Origin of the sequence: Pseudomonas sp. Sample_22 (genome assembly GCF_004307635.1) — a bacterium.
Taxonomy (GTDB): domain Bacteria; phylum Pseudomonadota; class Gammaproteobacteria; order Pseudomonadales; family Pseudomonadaceae; genus Aquipseudomonas.
This window is the reverse complement of sequence record NZ_RCNY01000086.1, coordinates 111,295-128,962: the sequence shown is the minus strand read 5'-3', so window position 1 is coordinate 128,962 and position 17,668 is coordinate 111,295. Positions and strand designations below refer to the sequence as shown.

Annotated in this window: 14 protein-coding genes and 1 pseudogene; 11 read left to right on the top strand and 4 right to left on the bottom strand. The window is 59.0% G+C overall.

Annotation, left to right across the window (positions count from 1 at the left end; genetic code table 11):
- Window positions 1-105: 105 nt before the first annotated feature.
- Window positions 106-1,206, top strand: coding sequence for a glycine-betaine demethylase subunit GbcB (gene gbcB, locus D8U73_RS24575; protein WP_056854371.1), 1,101 nt, complete (start codon window positions 106-108; stop codon window positions 1,204-1,206).
- 312 nt (window positions 1,207-1,518) lie between these two features.
- Here the strand turns inward: gbcB and D8U73_RS24570 are convergent, their stop codons facing one another.
- Window positions 1,519-2,559, bottom strand: coding sequence for a low specificity L-threonine aldolase (locus D8U73_RS24570; RefSeq protein ID WP_056853884.1), 1,041 nt, complete (start codon window positions 2,557-2,559; stop codon window positions 1,519-1,521).
- A 131-nt stretch (window positions 2,560-2,690) separates the two neighbouring features.
- Here D8U73_RS24570 and D8U73_RS24565 point away from each other — a divergent pair, with 131 nt between their 5' ends.
- The 8 genes from D8U73_RS24565 to fdhA all read left to right on the top strand — a co-directional run bounded on the left by D8U73_RS24565 (window position 2,691) and on the right by fdhA (window position 12,885).
- Entirely contained in the window at window positions 2,691-3,419 is a 729-nt protein-coding gene (locus D8U73_RS24565) for a TraX family protein (protein WP_241668548.1), read from the top strand.
- Window positions 3,420-3,734: 315 nt separating this feature from the next.
- Window positions 3,735-4,988, top strand: coding sequence for a serine hydroxymethyltransferase (gene glyA, locus D8U73_RS24560; protein ID WP_056853882.1), 1,254 nt, complete (start codon window positions 3,735-3,737; stop codon window positions 4,986-4,988).
- 23 nt (window positions 4,989-5,011) lie between these two features.
- Entirely contained in the window at window positions 5,012-6,262 is a 1,251-nt protein-coding gene (locus D8U73_RS24555; protein WP_007980419.1) for a sarcosine oxidase subunit beta, read from the top strand.
- A 14-nt stretch (window positions 6,263-6,276) separates the two neighbouring features.
- Window positions 6,277-6,606 carry a sarcosine oxidase subunit delta gene (locus tag D8U73_RS24550; protein WP_047534309.1) on the top strand — a complete coding sequence of 110 codons (330 nt, stop codon included), beginning with the start codon at window positions 6,277-6,279 and terminating at the stop codon, window positions 6,604-6,606.
- Window positions 6,603-9,620, top strand: a complete 3,018-nt coding sequence (locus tag D8U73_RS24545; protein ID WP_056853881.1) for a sarcosine oxidase subunit alpha — start codon at window positions 6,603-6,605, stop codon at window positions 9,618-9,620. The genes D8U73_RS24550 and D8U73_RS24545 overlap by 4 nt, the downstream gene beginning before the upstream one ends.
- A 169-nt stretch (window positions 9,621-9,789) precedes the next feature.
- On the top strand, window positions 9,790-10,422 hold the full coding sequence (soxG, locus tag D8U73_RS24540) for a sarcosine oxidase subunit gamma family protein (RefSeq protein ID WP_056853880.1): 633 nt from the start codon (window positions 9,790-9,792) through the stop codon (window positions 10,420-10,422).
- Window positions 10,423-10,621: 199 nt separating this feature from the next.
- Window positions 10,622-11,479: a formyltetrahydrofolate deformylase gene (gene purU, locus D8U73_RS24535; protein ID WP_056853879.1), complete on the top strand. Its 858-nt coding sequence runs from the start codon at window positions 10,622-10,624 to the stop codon at window positions 11,477-11,479.
- Between the two features lie 206 nt (window positions 11,480-11,685).
- Window positions 11,686-12,885, top strand: a complete 1,200-nt coding sequence (gene fdhA / locus D8U73_RS24530; RefSeq protein WP_007981376.1) for a formaldehyde dehydrogenase, glutathione-independent — start codon at window positions 11,686-11,688, stop codon at window positions 12,883-12,885.
- A gap of 556 nt (window positions 12,886-13,441) precedes the next feature.
- Here the strand turns inward: fdhA and D8U73_RS29625 are convergent.
- A pseudogene (locus D8U73_RS29625) lies at window positions 13,442-13,961 on the bottom strand (RHS repeat-associated core domain-containing protein); the annotation flags it as partial.
- A 214-nt stretch (window positions 13,962-14,175) separates the two neighbouring features.
- Between D8U73_RS29625 and D8U73_RS24520 the strand changes: the two are divergent.
- Window positions 14,176-14,730, top strand: coding sequence for a DUF2780 domain-containing protein (locus D8U73_RS24520; protein ID WP_130905995.1), 555 nt, complete (start codon window positions 14,176-14,178; stop codon window positions 14,728-14,730).
- Between the two features lies 1 nt (window position 14,731).
- Here D8U73_RS24520 and D8U73_RS24515 read toward each other — a convergent pair whose 3' ends face one another.
- Window positions 14,732-15,619, bottom strand: coding sequence for an acyltransferase (locus D8U73_RS24515; protein WP_056853875.1), 888 nt, complete (start codon window positions 15,617-15,619; stop codon window positions 14,732-14,734).
- A 165-nt stretch (window positions 15,620-15,784) separates the two neighbouring features.
- Between D8U73_RS24515 and D8U73_RS24510 the strand changes: the two genes are divergently transcribed.
- Window positions 15,785-16,288: an ATP-dependent zinc protease gene (locus D8U73_RS24510; RefSeq protein ID WP_153188977.1), complete on the top strand. Its 504-nt coding sequence runs from the start codon at window positions 15,785-15,787 to the stop codon at window positions 16,286-16,288.
- 240 nt (window positions 16,289-16,528) lie between these two features.
- On the opposite strand, the gene D8U73_RS24505 is transcribed toward D8U73_RS24510, so the two are convergent.
- Window positions 16,529-17,551 carry an RHS repeat-associated core domain-containing protein gene (locus D8U73_RS24505; protein WP_130905993.1) on the bottom strand — a complete coding sequence of 341 codons (1,023 nt, stop codon included), beginning with the start codon at window positions 17,549-17,551 and terminating at the stop codon, window positions 16,529-16,531.
- Window positions 17,552-17,668: the final 117 nt, after the last annotated feature.

Sequence of the window (17,668 nt, the reverse complement as noted above, 5' to 3'; positions counted from 1 at the left end):
GCTGGTCGCGATAAGCATGTCAATGTCGCAGATAGGTAAATGGCTGATCTGCGCTATACGCAGAATCGCCAACATGAAGGCCGACAGTCGGCCGTGGAGATCAGCATGTCCAACAACTTCCTGAACCCGGTAACCACCCAGACCTGGGCCAATGGTCGACACATCGTCCGTTGCGTCAAAGTCATCCAGGAAACCTGGGATGTGCGCACCTTCTGTTTCATGGCCGACCAGCCGATCATGTTCTTCTTCAAGCCGGGGCAGTTCGTTACCCTGGAGCTGGAGATCGAAGGCCAACCGATCATGCGTTCGTACACCATTTCCAGCTCGCCGTCGGTGCCGTACAGCTTCTCGGTGACCATCAAGCGCGTGCCGGGCGGCAAGGTCTCGAACTGGTTGCACGACACCCTGCACGAAGGCCAGGAACTGGCGGTGCACGGGCCGGTGGGCTTGTTCAACGCCATCGACTTCCCGAGCCCGAAAGTGCTGTACCTCAGCGGCGGCGTCGGGATCACGCCATGCATGTCCATGGCGCGTTGGTTCTACGACACCAACGCCAACGTCGACATGACCTTTATCCACAGTGCCCGTTCACCGAAAGACATCATCTACCACCGCGAGCTGGAGCACATGGCGTCGCGGATCGACAACTTCAGCCTGCACCTGATCTGCGAGAAGCACGGCCTGGGCGAGCCTTGGGCCGGTTATCGCGGTTACCTGAACCACAAGATGCTGGAATTGATGGTCCCGGACTTCCTCGAACGCGAAGTGTTCTGCTGCGGGCCGACCCCGTACATGAACGCGGTCAAGCGCCTGCTGGAGAACGCCGGCTACGACATGAAGCGTTATCACGAGGAATCCTTCGGCGCCACACCACCGGAAGCCCGTGCCGATGCGGTCGAGCAAGCCGAACAAGCGGCCGATGCGCCCGAAATCGATGCCGCGGACTTGCATCAGGTGGAGTTCATCACTTCAGGCAAGAGCATTCGCGTGGCCCCCGGCGAAACCGTGCACGCCGCTGCAGCGAAAGTCGGGCTGATGATCCCGAAAGCCTGTGGCATGGGCATCTGCGGCACCTGCAAGGTGATGAAGCTCGGTGGCGAGGTGGAGATGGAGCACAACGGCGGGATCACCGAAGAAGACGAAGCCGATGGGTTCATCCTGTCGTGCTGCAGCGTGCCGAAGGGCGACGTGCGTATCGAGTTCTAACAGCCGCGAAATTGATCGTTCCCACGCTCCGCGTGGGAATGCAGCCTGTGACGCTCCGCGTCACGACGGTATCGGGCGTCACCCAGGTGTTGAAGTTGGAACGCGGAGCGTTCCTGGAGGCGTTCCCACGCAGAGCGTGGGAACGATCACGATACAACGCGTTTCCACTGATCGTTCCCACGCTCCGCGTGGGAATGCAGCCCGTGACGCTCCGCGTCACAACGGTGTTCGACGTCGCACAGGTGTTGAAGCTGGAACGCGGAGCGTTCCTGTAGGCGTTCCCACGCAGAGCGTGGGAACGTTCGGTTCATATTAGTGCGACATCACTTCACGGATGTCGCGGGCCAACTCTCGTACACGTTCTTCTTCGGTATCCCACGAACACATGAAGCGTGCGCCGCCGTTACCGATGAAGGTGTAGAAACGCCAGCCCTTGCCTGTCAGCGCGGCGATGGCCGGTTCCGAGAGTTGCAGGAACACGCCGTTGGCCTGTACCGGAAACATCAACTCGACACCGGGAATGTCACTGACCAGTTCGGCGAGCAACTGCGCACAGCGGTTGGCGTGGTTGGCGTATTTGAGCCAGGCGTCGTTTTCCAGGATGCCGACCCACGGCGCCGACAAGAAGCGCATCTTCGACGCCAGTTGCCCGGCCTGTTTGCAGCGATAGTCAAAGTCTTCCGCCAGTTTGTGGTTGAAGAACAGAATCGCCTCGCCCACGGCCATGCCGTTTTTCGTACCGCCAAAGCACAGCACGTCGACACCGGCCTTCCAGGTCAGGTCTGCCGGCGAGCAACCGAGGAATGCGCACGCATTGGAAAAACGCGCGCCGTCCATGTGCAGATTCAGCCCGAGTTCCTTGCAGGTGGCGCTTATCGCGCGGATTTCGTCCGGGGTATAGACGCTGCCCACTTCGGTGGCCTGGGTCAGGGTCACGACGCGGGGTTTCGGGTAATGGATGTCCTGGCGCTTGAGCGCGACTTCGCGGATCGATTCCGGTGTCAGCTTGCCGTTTTCAGTACGGGCGATCAGCAGCTTGGAACCGTTGGAGAAAAATTCCGGCGCGCCGCATTCGTCGGTTTCGACGTGGGCGGTTTCCGAGCAGATCACGCTGTGGTAACTCTGGCACAGCGACGACAGGGCCAACGAGTTGGCGGCGGTGCCGTTGAAGGCGAAAAACACTTCGCAATCGGTTTCAAACAGTTTGCGGAATCCGTCGGAGGCGCGGGCGGTCCATTCGTCGTCACCGTAGGCGCGCTGGTGGCCGTGATTGGCCTGTTCCATGGCCGCCCAGGCTTCAGGGCAAATGCCGGAATAGTTGTCGCTGGCGAATTGTTGGCTCTTATCGGTCATGGCCTGCTTCCGTGATCGGGACGCTTATGGTGAAGCGCCTCGTGGTCAATGATGGTGCGCACTTTACCGAAGATCGTCCGGGGAGTACGTGGGATGTTTCTGTCAGAAAGATACAAGGATGCCGGGCAATTATGCACATGACTATGCCCCTAAAGCAGCGCGACGGTGCACTGGACCTGCTCAAGTGGTTGGCGCTGCTGAGCATGGTGCTCGATCACCTGCGATATGTCGGTTATTCCGTCGATCTGTTGTATGTGCCGGGACGTTTGGCGTTCCCGTGGTTTTGTCTGGTGATGGCAGCGAACCTGGCGCGCAAGCCGGCCCAGGCGAACGCTGGACAGTGGCGCTATCTGGGCTGGTTGCTGCTTTTCAGTGCGCTCAGTGAAGTTCCTTACCGGATGTTTATTGCCAATCCCGACACGCTGAACGTCATGCCCACACTTGTCCTTGGATTGCTGGTGGCCCGTGGCTGGCAGCAACCGGCGCTTCAATTGCGTTTGCTGGCGGTGGCTGCACTGCTGCTGGCGGGTTTTTTTTCGCAGCGTGTGATGTTCGGTTTTTTTGGCGTGTTGTTGCCGTTGGTACTGCTGTGGGTGATCCATCGTCCATGGTATTTCGCGTTGCTTGCGGGGCTTGTCTGTCTGGCCGCCAATCAATGGCAGGTGCTGTATTACTCCGTTCGGCTGGGCAGTCATGTGGCTGTGGCGGCCATCATCACTTGTCTGATTGCGCCATGGCTGGGGCTGTTCCTGTTGCGACATGCCCGTGACGCAAAACCACCGCCGATGCGACGCTGGGCGTATGCGCTGTATCCGGTGCATTTCCTGGTGTTGCTCGCAGTGCGACAGGCCATCGCCTGACCCGACCCCTGTGGCGAGGGAGCTTGCTCCCGCTGGGCTGCGCAGCAGACCCGACGCCTGTGCATGCGGTCTGCCCGTCAGCTCGTGGTTATCGCTTTTGCGACTGCTTCGCAGTCGAGCGGGAGCAAGCTCCCTCGCCACAAAGGCATCCACTGGCTCGGCCATTTCACGCCATGTCGTAAACGCACCTTTGCGTGGCGCCCGTAGGCATTTGACCCTTCGAAGCCAGTCATACCATCGCTATCAAAGGGCACTGCCGAAACGCCAGTGCCTCACCGAGACGAATGGCGCACAGATGCCGCTGGGAGAGACGCGATGTTCAGCAAGCAAGACCAGATCCAGGGTTACGATGATGCACTGCTGGCGGCGATGAATGCCGAGGAGCAACGTCAGGAAGATCACATCGAGCTGATCGCGTCGGAGAACTACACCAGCAAGCGCGTGATGCAAGCGCAAGGCAGCGGCCTGACCAACAAGTACGCCGAAGGCTATCCGGGCAAGCGCTACTACGGTGGCTGCGAGCACGTCGACAAGGTCGAGGCCCTGGCCATCGAACGCGCCAAGCAGCTGTTCGGCGCCGATTACGCCAACGTCCAGCCGCACTCCGGTTCCTCGGCCAACAGCGCCGTGTACCTGGCCTTGTTGAACGCCGGCGACACCATTCTGGGCATGAGCCTGGCCCATGGCGGTCACCTGACCCACGGCGCCAAAGTGTCGTCCTCGGGCAAACTCTACAACGCCGTGCAGTACGGCATCGACACCAAGACCGGCCTGATCGATTACGACGAAGTCGAGCGTCTGGCCGTCGAGTGCAAGCCGAAGATGATCGTGGCCGGCTTCTCTGCCTACTCAAAGACCCTGGACTTCCCGCGCTTCCGCCAGATCGCCGACAAGGTCGGAGCGCTGCTGTTCGTCGACATGGCCCACGTGGCCGGCCTGGTCGCTGCCGGCCTGTACCCGAATCCGCTGCCGTATGCCGATGTGGTCACCACCACCACCCACAAGACCCTGCGCGGTCCACGTGGCGGCCTGATCCTGGCCAAGTCCAACGAAGAAATCGAGAAGAAGCTCAACGCCGCGGTCTTCCCGGGTGCCCAGGGCGGCCCGCTGATGCACGTCATCGCCGGTAAAGCGGTGTGCTTCAAGGAAGCGCTGGAGCCAGGCTTCAAGGCTTACCAGCAACAAGTGATCGACAACGCCCAGGCCATGGCCGGCGTGTTTATCAAACGCGGCTACGATGTAGTGTCCGGCGGCACCGATAACCACTTGTTCCTGGTCAGCCTGATCCGCCAGGGCCTCACCGGCAAAGAGGCGGACGCAGCACTCGGTCGCGCCCACATCACCGTCAACAAGAACGCTGTGCCGAACGACCCGCAGTCGCCGTTCGTGACCTCCGGCCTGCGTATCGGCACCCCGGCCGTGACCACACGCGGCTTCAAGGTGACCCAGTGCGTAACGCTGGCCGGCTGGATCTGCGACATCCTCGACAACCTCGGCGATGCCGATGTCGAGGCCAATGTCGCCCAGCAAGTGTCGGCCCTGTGCGCGGACTTCCCGGTTTATCGCTGAGCGCGGTTTTGGAGTAAATGACTATGCAACGCTATTCGGGCTTCGGCCTCTTCAAACACTCCCTCAGCCACCACGAAAACTGGCAGCGCATGTGGCGCACGCCGACCCCGAAAAAGGTCTACGACGTGGTTATCGTCGGCGGTGGCGGGCACGGTCTGGCGACCGCCTACTACCTGGCCAAGGAACACGGCATCACTAACGTGGCCGTGGTCGAGAAGGGCTGGCTGGGCGGCGGTAACACCGCGCGCAACACCACCATCGTTCGCTCCAACTACCTGTGGGACGAGTCGGCGCACCTGTACGAGCATGCGATGAAACTGTGGGAAGGCCTGTCTCAGGACCTCAACTACAACGTGATGTTCTCCCAGCGCGGCGTATACAACCTTTGCCACACCCTGCAGGACATTCGTGATTCCGAGCGTCGAGTCAGCGCCAACCGCCTCAATGGTGTCGACGGTGAGTTGCTCGATGCCAAGCAAGTGGCCGACGAGATTCCGTATCTCGACTGCTCGAAGAACACCCGCTACCCGGTGATGGGCGCGACCGTCCAGCGTCGCGGCGGTGTCGCCCGTCACGATGCCGTGGCCTGGGGTTTTGCCCGTGCCGCCGACGCGCTGGGTGTGGACCTGATCCAGCAGACCGAAGTGATCGGTTTCCGCAAGGAGAACGGCGTGTGCATCGGTGTTGAAACCAACAAGGGCTTCATCGGCGCCAAACGCGTCGGCGTGGTCACTGCCGGTAACTCCGGACACATGGCCAAGCTCGCCGGTTTCCGTCTGCCGATCGAATCGCACCCGCTGCAGGCGCTGGTGTCCGAGCCGATCAAGCCGATTATCGACAGCGTGATCATGTCCAACGCCGTACACGGTTACATCAGCCAGTCCGACAAGGGCGACCTGGTGATCGGCGCCGGTATCGACGGCTACAACGGCTACGGCCAGCGTGGTTCGTATCCGGTGATCGAGCACACCATCCAGGCCATCGTCGAGATGTTCCCGGTGCTGTCGCGAGTGCGCATGAACCGTCAGTGGGGCGGCATCGTCGACACCACCCCTGACGCTTGCCCGATCATCTCGAAAACGCCGGTACCGAACATGTTCTTCAACTGCGGTTGGGGCACCGGTGGCTTCAAGGCAACACCAGGCTCGGGCAACGTGTTTGCCGCGAGCCTGGCCAAGGGTGAAATGCACCCATTGGCCGCACCTTTCTCCATCGACCGTTTCCACAACGGTGCGTTGATCGATGAACACGGCGCTGCTGCGGTTGCCCACTAACAGGAGAAATCCCCATGTTGCATATCTTCTGTCCTCACTGCGGCGAACTGCGCTCCGAAGAGGAATTCCACGCATCCGGCCAGGCGCACATCCCGCGTCCACTGGATCCGAACAGCTGCACCGACGAGGAGTGGGGCGACTATATGTTCTTCCGCGACAACCCTCGCGGTCTGCACCATGAACTGTGGATTCACGCCGCCGGTTGCCGTCAGTACTTCAACGCCACCCGCGACACCGTGACCTACGAGATTCTCGAAACCTACAAGATCGGCACCAAGCCACAATTCACCGACAAGACCGATAGCCCGAAAGCGGCCAGCACGGCTCTGGGAGAGAAGGTATGAGCCAGATCAATCGCCTGTCCAACGGCGGACGGATCGACCGCAACAAAGTGTTGAGCTTCACCTTCAACGGCCAGAGCTACAAAGGCTTTGAAGGCGATTCGCTGGCCGCTGCACTGCTGGCCAACGGCGTCGACATCATCGGTCGCAGCTTCAAGTATTCCCGTCCGCGCGGCATCTTCGCCGCCGGTGCCGAAGAGCCGAACGCGGTTTTGCAGATCGGCGCCACCGAAGCCACACAGATTCCCAACGTACGCGCCACGCAGCAAGCGCTGTATCAAGGTTTGGTCGCCACCAGCACCAACGGCTGGCCAAGCGTGAACAACGACATGATGGGGATTCTCGGCAAGGTCGGCGGCAAGTTGATGCCACCGGGTTTCTACTACAAAACCTTCATGTACCCGCAATCGTTCTGGATGACTTACGAGAAATACATTCGTAAGGCCGCCGGTCTTGGCCGCTCGCCGACCGAGAACGATCCGGACACCTACGACTACATGAACCAGCACTGTGACGTGCTGATCGTCGGCGCCGGCCCTGCTGGTTTGGCGGCAGCCTTGGCTGCTGCGCGCAGCGGTGCCCGGGTGATCCTGGCGGACGAACAGGAAGAGTTCGGTGGCAGCCTGCTCGACTCCCGCGAAAGCCTCGACGGCAAACCTGCCGTGGAATGGGTCGCCAGCGTTATCGCCGAGCTGAAGAACACCCCGGACGTGCTGCTGTTGCCGCGCGCCACGGTCAACGGTTACCACGATCACAACTTCCTGACCATTCACGAGCGCCTCACCGATCACCTCGGCGACCGCGCACCGATTGGCCAGGTGCGTCAGCGCATCCACCGTGTTCGCGCCAAGCGCGTCGTACTCGCGACCGGCGCTCATGAGCGTCCACTGGTCTACGGCAACAACGACGTGCCGGGCAACATGCTGGCTGGCGCTGTCTCGACTTACGTGCGCCGTTACGGTGTGGCACCGGGCAAGAAACTGGTGCTGTCGACCAACAACGATCACGCCTACCGCGTGGCACTGGACTGGCTCGACGCCAGCCTGCAAGTGGTCGCCATCGCTGACGCCCGCAGCAATCCGCGTGGTGCGTTGGTTGAAGAGGCGCGCGCCAAAGGTATCCGCATCCTCACTGGCAGCGCCGTGATCGAAGCTCGTGGCACCAAGCGTGTGACCGCAGCCCGTGTGGCCGCGATCGATGTGAAGGGACATAAAGTCACCAGCCCTGGCGAATGGCTCGACTGTGACATCGTCGCCAGCTCCGGCGGCTACAGCCCGGTGGTGCACCTGGCATCGCACCTGGGCGGCAAGCCGATCTGGCGTGAAGACATCCTCGGTTTCGTACCGGGCGAAGCTCCGCAAAAACGTGTATGTGTCGGCGGTATCAATGGCGTCTATGGCCTTGGTGATTCCCTGGCCGATGGTTTTGAAGGTGGCGTGCGCGCGGCCAGCGAAGCCGGTTTCGGTCCGGTCGAAGCGACCTTGCCCAAAGCCCTGGCGCGTCTCGAAGAACCGACCCTGGCGCTGTTCCAGGTGCCGCACGAAAAGAACACCGCGCGGGCTCCGAAGCAATTCGTCGACCTGCAAAACGACGTCACCGCCGCCGCTATCGAACTGGCGACCCGCGAAGGCTTCGAATCGGTCGAGCACGTCAAGCGCTATACCGCATTGGGCTTCGGCACCGATCAGGGCAAGCTCGGCAACGTCAATGGCCTGGCCATCGCTGCCCGCTCGCTGAACGTGACCATCCCGCAGATGGGCACCACCATGTTCCGTCCGAACTACACGCCGGTAACGTTCGGCGCCGTGGCCGGCCGTCACTGTGGGCACATCTTCGAGCCGGTGCGTTTCACTGCACTGCATCACTGGCACCTGAAAAACGGTGCCGAGTTCGAAGACGTCGGTCAGTGGAAACGCCCTTGGTACTTCCCGAAATCCGGCGAAGACATGCACGCCGCAGTCAAACGTGAATGCAAAGCCGTGCGCGACAGCGTTGGCCTGCTGGACGCTTCGACCCTGGGCAAAATCGACATTCAAGGCCCGGATGCACGTGAGTTCCTCAACCGCATCTACACCAACGCCTGGACCAAGCTCGACGTGGGCAAGGCTCGCTACGGCCTGATGTGCAAAGAAGACGGCATGGTGTTCGACGATGGCGTGACGGCATGCCTGGCCGACAACCATTTCGTGATGACCACCACCACCGGCGGCGCTGCACGCGTGCTGCAATGGCTGGAAATCTACCAGCAGACCGAATGGCCGGACCTGAAGGTGTACTTCACTTCCGTGACCGATCACTGGGCGACCATGACGTTGTCCGGGCCGAACAGTCGCAAGCTGCTCAGCGAAGTCACTGACATCGATTTGAGCAACGAAGCGTTCCCGTTCATGACCTGGAAAGAAGGTCTGGTCGGTGGCGTGCCGGCGCGGGTGTTCCGGATCTCGTTTACCGGTGAGCTGTCGTACGAAGTCAACGTGCAAGCCGACTATGCGATGGGTGTACTGGAAAAAATCGTCGACGCCGGCAAGAAGTACAACCTGACGCCGTACGGCACCGAAACCATGCACGTGCTGCGGGCCGAGAAGGGCTTCATCATCGTCGGTCAGGACACCGACGGCTCGATGACGCCGGACGACTTGAACATGGGCTGGTGTGTCGGTCGCACCAAACCGTTCTCGTGGATCGGCTGGCGCGGGATGAATCGTGAAGACTGTGTGCGTGATCAGCGCAAACAACTGGTTGGCCTCAAGCCGATCGATCCGAACAAATGGCTGCCGGAAGGTGCGCAACTGGTGTTCAACACCAAGCAGGCGATCCCGATGACCATGGTCGGCCACGTGACCTCCAGCTACGCGCACAACTCCCTGGGCTATTCGTTTGCCATGGGCGTGGTCAAGGGCGGCCTGAACCGTATGGGCGAGCGCGTGTTTGCGCCGCTGGCGGATGGCAGCGTGATCGAGGCGGAAATCGTTTCTTCGGTGTTCTTCGATCCGAAAGGCGAACGCCAGAACGTGTAACACCACAGTCGATCGTTCCCACGCTCTGCGTGGGAATGCATCCCGGGACGCTCCGCGTCCCTGAAAAGAGGCGCTCCGCGTCCAAAGAGCGGACGCAGAGCGTCCATGGCGGCATTCCCACGCAGAGCGTGGGAACGATCAACATGCAAGAATTCAGGAAAGGTGCTTTATGACCGCAGCCAATGTTTACCAACAACGCCCAACCACTGGGGCCAAGGCCGAGTCGTCGCTGCATCACGCCGACCTCGCCAGCCTGGTGGGCAAAGGTCGCAAGAATGCCGGCGTGACCGTGCGTGAGAAAAAACTTCTCGGCCACCTGACTATCCGTGGCGATGGCCACGATGCCGCGTTCGCCGCTGGCGTGCACAAAGCGCTGGGCATCGAATTGCCGGGCGCGCTGACCGTCATCGTCAAGGGCGAAACCAGCCTGCAATGGATGGGGCCGGATGAGTGGCTGCTGATCGTGCCGACCGGCGAAGAGTTCGCCGCCGAGCAAAAACTGCGCGAAGCACTGGGCGACCTGCACATCCAGATCGTCAATGTCAGCGGTGGCCAGCAGATCCTCGAACTGAGCGGTCCGAACGTGCGCCAGGTTTTGATGAAATCCACCAGCTACGACGTGCACCCGAACAACTTCCCGGTGGGCAAGGCTGTCGGCACGGTGTTCGCCAAGTCGCAACTGGTGATCCGCCATACCGGCGAAGACACCTGGGAACTGCTGATCCGTCGCAGCTTCTCGGATTACTGGTGGTTGTGGTTGCAGGATGCTTGCGCCGAGTACGGGCTGAGCGTTCAGGCCTGACGCCATGCTCACGACTGCTTTTGTGGCGAGGGAGCTTGCTCCCGCTCGGCTGCGAAGCAGTCGTGAATCCTGAGCCCGCGTTCCTGCTGAAGGATCGCGGTAGCTGGTTTTGGGGTCGCTGCGCGACCCAGCGGGAGCAAGCTCCCTCGCCACAGGGTTCGCTCTGTTTACTGGTTTTTGTAGCAGGAGTCACCGCACTATGAGCCGCGCCCCAGATACATGGATTTTGACCGCCGACTGCCCCAGCGTGCTCGGCACCGTGGACGCGGTGACTCGCTTTCTGTTCGAGCAGGGCTGTTACGTCACCGAACACCATTCCTTCGATGATCGGCTCTCGGGCCGTTTCTTCATTCGCGTGGAATTCCGTCAGCCGGACGGCTTCGACGAACAGTCGTTCCGCGCCGGTTTGCAGGAGCGCGGTGAATCCTTCGGCATGACCTTTGAACTGACGCCGCCGCATTACCGGCCGAAAGTGGTGATCATGGTTTCCAAGGCCGATCACTGCCTTAACGATTTGCTCTACCGCCAGCGCATTGGCCAATTGTCGATGGACGTTGCCGCCGTGATCTCCAACCACCCGGACCTGAAACCGCTGGCCGACTGGCACCAGATTCCCTACTACCACTTCCCGCTCGACCCGAACGACAAACCGTCGCAAGAGCGTCAGGTGTGGCAGGTAATCGAAGAGTCCGGTGCCGAGTTGGTGATCCTTGCGCGCTACATGCAGGTGCTGTCGCCGGAGCTGTGCCGCAAACTCGACGGCAAGGCGATCAACATTCACCACTCCCTGCTCCCGGGTTTCAAGGGCGCCAAGCCCTATCACCAGGCTTACAACAAAGGCGTGAAACTGGTCGGCGCTACCGCCCATTACATCAACAACGACCTGGACGAAGGCCCGATCATTGCCCAGGGCGTGGAGGTGGTGGATCACAGTCATTACCCCGAAGATCTGATCGCCAAGGGGCGGGATATCGAAGGGCTGACCCTGGCGCGGGCCGTGGGTTATCACATTGAACGGCGGGTGTTTTTGAACGCGAACAGAACGGTCGTTCTTTAGATCGCTATCGCTGGCAAGCCAGCTCCCACAGGGTTTTGTGTCGCTCACAAATCTTGTGGCCGCCCCGGTCCACTGTGGGAGCCGGCTTGCCAGCGATGAGGCCATAACAGACAACACAAGACACACAGGCAACAACCCGAGCAATCAACGCGCCGCCGCTCCATGGCGACGCGACCGCTACATAAAAACAACAGCGAGGTGAAAGCATGTCTGGCAATCGTGGTGTGGTGTATCTCGGCGCTGGCAAGGTCGAAGTACAGAAAATCGACTATCCGAAAATGCAGGACCCGCGCGGCAGGAAGATTGAACATGCCGTCATCCTGCGCGTGGTTTCCACCAATATCTGTGGTTCCGACCAGCACATGGTGCGCGGCCGTACCACCGCACAAACCGGCCTGGTGCTGGGCCATGAGATCACCGGTGAAGTGATCGAGAAGGGCAGCGACGTCGAGAACCTGCAGATCGGCGACCTGGTTTCGGTACCGTTCAACGTGGCTTGCGGGCGCTGCCGTTCCTGCAAGGAAATGCACACCGGCGTGTGCCTGAGCGTCAATCCGGCACGTCCCGGTGGTGCCTACGGTTACGTCGACATGGGCGACTGGACCGGTGGCCAGGCTGAATACGCCATGGTGCCGTACGCCGACTTCAACCTGCTGAAACTGCCGGACCGCGACCGGGCCATGGAAAAAATCCGTGACCTGACCTGCCTCTCCGACATCCTGCCAACCGGTTACCACGGCGCAGTGACTGCTGGCGTTGGCCCGGGCAGCACCGTGTACATCGCTGGCGCAGGCCCGGTCGGCCTGGCCGCTGCCGCTTCGGCGCGCCTGCTGGGCGCGGCGGTGGTGATCGTCGGTGACGTCAACACCATCCGTCTGGCCCACGCCAAGGCCCAGGGTTTTGAAATCGCCGACCTGTCCCTCGACACCCCGCTGCACGAGCAAATCGCTGCGCTGCTGGGCGAACCGGAAGTGGATTGCGCCATCGACGCCGTCGGCTTCGAAGCCCGCGGCCACGGCCACGACGGCGTGAAACACGAAGCCCCGGCCACCGTACTCAACTCGCTGATGGGCGTGGTACGCGTAGCCGGCAAGATCGGTATTCCTGGCCTCTACGTGACTGAAGATCCGGGTGCCGTCGACGCCGCCGCGAAAATGGGCAGCTTGAGCATCCGCTTCGGCCTCGGCTGGGCCAAATCCCACAGCTTCCACACCGGTCAGACCCCGGTGATGAAGTACAACCGCCAACTGATGCAGGCCATCATGTGGGACCGCATCAACATTGCCGAAGTGGTGGGCGTGCAGGTAATCAGCCTGGATCAGGCACCGCAAGGCTATGGCGAGTTCGATGCGGGCGTGCCGAAGAAGTTTGTGATTGATCCGCATAAGATGTTTAGTGCGGCGTAAAATTTTTGAAGTGTGCGGAGGGCGACGTGATGTCGCCCTTTTTTATTTTATTGTTAGCTCAGTTGTCTCTTATTGATGCTCCCTGTTGTTTGGCCGATTCAGATAGTATTTTTTCCAGTTTTTTGTTGAGCTTTTCTTTTTGCTTCGTAAGGGAGTTTATTTCTTTATTTAAGCTTTTCTTTTGTTTTGCGGTTAAAGGGCGAGGGCTGATTTTATCGTTTTTATGTTTGAACCAAAGACCTTGTTCTTGTAAGTTGTTTTTTTGTTTCCATGCGTAGTAGTTTGCTGGCTGATCATACGCTGCCGAAATTTTAAGACCGACGTTTGTGATTCTTTCCCTGTATTGGGAGGCTTTGTCCGGATTTTTAAGTATGTCGAAATCTGACTTTATTCTGTCTGTGATATCGGCATCTGGAGAAGTTGTCCGGTTAGTGGAGGCTATGGGCGCGCTCAAACTGTCCCTTGATGTGCTTAAGCTTTGTGAAGACGTTCCAAGTAGCCTTTGGTCTTCACTTCGACTTGCCGCATTAGTATTTTTCCGGAGAATACTTCTACGAGGCATATGTCCAGTATCATCCCTTTCATTCACTGGATCCCCCAAACAATACCCATACGCATTCAACCCACCCTCCCCAAACGGACTCCAACTTTCCGGGCTGTTAAAACGCATCAACACCGGGTTAAACACCCGATAACCATTGCCCAGCAAATACCACCCCGTCACCGGATCCGGACGTTCGCCGTTGAAGCCGAGCAGGCTGAGCAAACCGTTCTCTTCCGGGCGATGACCATAGGGCGAGTACGCGAGAGGATTGAGACGAGCCGCGTCGAGTACGTTCAACACTGAGCGCTGTTCATCGGTGGCAAGCAATTGCGTGAGCCCACCACATTGCTGAGCCAGTACTTGATCGTCGTGCTGCATGATCGACCGTTGCAGCGTGCCTTGAATCTCGGTAGTCAAGCGATCTTTCTGGTAGAAACGCCGAGTCGTGGCTTGTACCGTCGGCGTGCAATCAACCAGTCGATCCAAGGTCGTAGTGGTAGCGGCAGAGCAGCGTCTCGCATTTGGGCAGCATGGGTGGGCTTACTGAATGAAGGTGCGATCCAGGATTTCACTGTGAAGTAACTGTTCAGGGCTGCCTACTAGCGGTTCTGATAGTGCCGTAGGTGTTTGTGACGAGCGGGCAGGAAATGCATGCCAGCCTTCGGAACATGCCCTCGCTTACCCGGTCAAACCGGCAACTTTGCGCTCGTTAACGGGCGTTATTTGTGACACACGAGGATGCCCGGATGAAGATTTCACGCGGTTTAGCATTGGCTTCGCTGTTGACCCTGGTCGCCAGCCCAGTCTTCGCACAGTTCAGCCTGGGCGATGCGGCCAGTGCGATTGCGGGCATGCAGGACGACAACGCAGCCGTCGAGGCCGCGCCGACGGCTGAAACAGCCGACCTGCTGGGTGCGCTCAGCCAATTGAATGTGACACCGGAGCAAGCCATCGGTGGCGCCGGGGCCATGCTGGGGCTGGCGAAGAATCAGTTGAGTTCAACCGACTATTCGGCGTTGGCCAAAAGTGTCCCGGGCCTTGATCAACTGTCCGGCCTCGGTGAACTGAGTGCTCTCGCCGGTTTACTAGGATCAAGCGGCAAGGCCGCGGGCCTGGACAACGCCCTGGGCAACATCAAGGACACCACCGACCTGAACAACGCCTTCAGCGCGCTGGGCATGGACACCGGCATGATCGGCGTGTTTGCCCCGGTGATCCTGCAGTACTTCGGTCAGCAGGGTGTCGGTGGTTCGCTGTTGCAAAGCCTGGGCGGGATCTGGGGCGCCGGTACCAGCAGTTGATTCAATGGCTTTCGGCGCGCAAGGCGTCGATGCGTTGGTCCTTCTCGGTCCAGAGCTGGTTGACCCAGTTCTGGACCGTTTCACGAAACCGCGGATCGTTTTCGTAATCGCCCTGCCACAGCGTCGGCTCGAGTTCGCGAGTCTTGATGTCGATGATGACCCTGGGCACGTTGCCGCTGATCAAATCCCAGAACCCGGGAATCGTTTGCTGTGGGTAAACCACCGTCACGTCGAGAATCGCATCCAGTTGTTCGCCCATCGCTGCCAGCACAAATGCCACGCCACCGGCCTTGGGTTTAAGCAGGTGGGTGAACGGCGATTGCTGCTGCGCACGTTTTTCGGCGGTAAACCGGGTGCCTTCCAGGTAGTTGACCACCGTCACTGGCTGGCGCTTGAACAGCTCGCAGGCCTGTCGGGTGATTTCCAGATCCTTGCCGGCAAGCTCCGGGTGCTTCGTCAGGAAGGCCTTGGTGTAGCGCTTCATGAAAGGGTAATCCAGCGCCCACCAGGCCAGGCCCAGAAATGGCACCCAGATAAGCTCTTTCTTGAGGAAGAATTTGAAGAACGGCGTGCGTCGGTTCAGCGTCTGGATCAGCGCCGGGATATCGACCCAGGATTGATGGTTGCTGATCACCAGATAAGACGTGTCGCGCCGCAGATCGTCGCCACCGCGAATGTCCCATTGAGTGGGAATGCACACGCGAAAGATCAGCTTGTCGATTTCCGACCAGGTCTCGGCGATCCACATCACCGACCAGGAAGCGTAATCGCGCAGACGACCGGGCAACACCAGTTTGAGCAGGGCAAACACCATCAAAGGCCCAATCAGGACCAGAGTGTTGAGCAGTAATAGCAAGGCAACGAAACAGCCGGTGAGCAGGCGGCGCATAGGCAACTCTTGAAAGCATTTGGGCGCGCCATGATAAGCAGCTTCGGGCGGCAGGCCAAATCGGTGGTGACGAATGTTTCACCATGGAGCCGCTAACCTCGGGGGAACGATCAGGTTAACCACGGTCTAAAATTGCGCTGCTCACTTCTCATGGAAGCCCACTACGTGAAATCTCTCCTTGCCCTGCTTTCCCTCATCGCCCTGCCGGCTCTGGCCGCCGAGCCAACCCTGTACGGGCGCTATGAATACATCGCCTTGCCGGAAATCGGCGGTGAAGTGCTCAAGGCCAAGATGGACACCGGCGCCCTGACCGCATCGCTGTCGGCCAAAGACATCGAAACCTTCACCCGCGACGGCGAAGACTGGGTGCGTTTCCGCCTCGCCACCAAAGATGCGAGCAACAAAGTCTACGAACATAAAGTCGCACGAATCAGCAAAATCAAAACCCGTTCCGAAGAGGACGAAGACGAAGACGTGGCTGCACCGACCAAGCGGCCGGTGGTTGACCTGGAGTTGTGCCTGGGTAACGTCAAACGCACGGTCGAGGTCAACCTGACTGACCGCAGCAGTTTTAATTACCCGTTGTTGATGGGTGCCAAAGCGTTGCGTGAGTTTGGGGCGGCGGTGAATCCGGCGAGACGGTTTACGGCGGACAAGCCGGATTGTTGATAAGAAGAGGGCTCAAGCACGGCAGAACTGCCAGGGTGTGATTTCGGCTGGTATCAAGCCTTCGGCGTTGTCGCATCATCAAAAGTCGCTGACTCACCTCGAAGTACCACGCGCCAGTTGTCAATTGGCTGTGCGCCAGTCCAGTCAGGATGGCGCACGTCTACGTAACTCTACGCATTCTGCTTAAGGAAAAAACTGTCCCGCTTCCTCGGCGTCTTGGTTCCCGTTTCCTTTCTAGAGTTATGAAAGTTTCCTTAATTCTGAATTGATTTCTGAAGGTTGGTTTATTTTAGATTCGGCGAAATAGTTTCTGTATTTTTGTAGTTTATAGGAATACATGACTTTTGAGTGTAAGTCACGTACAGCAATGTCTTTAGGAGTAGAGAGGGCATCGGTTCGAAATTCACCGCTCTCCTCATAAAAGCTTCTGACTACCTTGAACTTTTCGTTGGTGTCTGGTGTTTTCTGAGCGAAGCTTAATATTTGGTCTAATAATTTATTGTTGTCCGTTTCGACTGCTTTGGTGTATGTTTCGATTTCTTTAATGCTTTTTTTGTTCAGGTTCAACATGGTTTCTTCTTTGCCGACTTGATAGCCTAGCGTTTGCCCGTTGTAGCGCATCCCTTGTTTCTCATGCGTTATGTTGAAAACTACCTCTTGATGTGTAGTCGGTGTTCTAAGTTTTTTTGGGATTCTGCCCAAAAAAGTATTTTTAAAACCTTTCCAAGCGCTCATGAATATATTTGAGTGCCCTGTGGGGTCTGCCCCAAGAACTGGCTCTCCATCGCAATATGCGTATGCATTGATTCCTCCCCTCCCAAACGGACTCCAACTGTCCGGACTGTTAAACCGCATCAACACCGGATTGAACTGTCGATAGCCATTACCCAAATGATAATGCCCGGTCACCGAGTCTGGCCGTTCGCCGTTGAAACCGAGCAGGCTGAGCAAACCGTTTTCCGGCGGGCGATGGCCATAGGGTGAGTAGGCAATGGGATAAGGTCGGGTTGTATCGAGGGCCTCCAGTACTGAACGTTGCTGGTCGGTGGCGAGGAGTGTGGTGTCGATCTTGTCGGCGCGAACCTGGCGTTGAGCCAGCAACTGGTCGTCGTGCTGGAACAGGCTGGTCTGTACGCCGCCGCCCACTTCGGTGGCCAAACGATTGTTGCAGTAAAAGCGCTGGATGTCGGTCTGAGCGCTCAAGCGATCGAGTGGGTCATAGCGGTAGCGACTGAGGACGGTTTCGCGAGTTGTAGTAGGCATTGGCTGAGCTCCAGGCGAGGTCGGTAGCGTCGGCCTTTAGCTTCGGAGTTTTATCAGTCTTTGCCTACTATCAGAACTGCTAGTGTTTCCTCGTCGCAGGCTAAACCTTCGGCATCG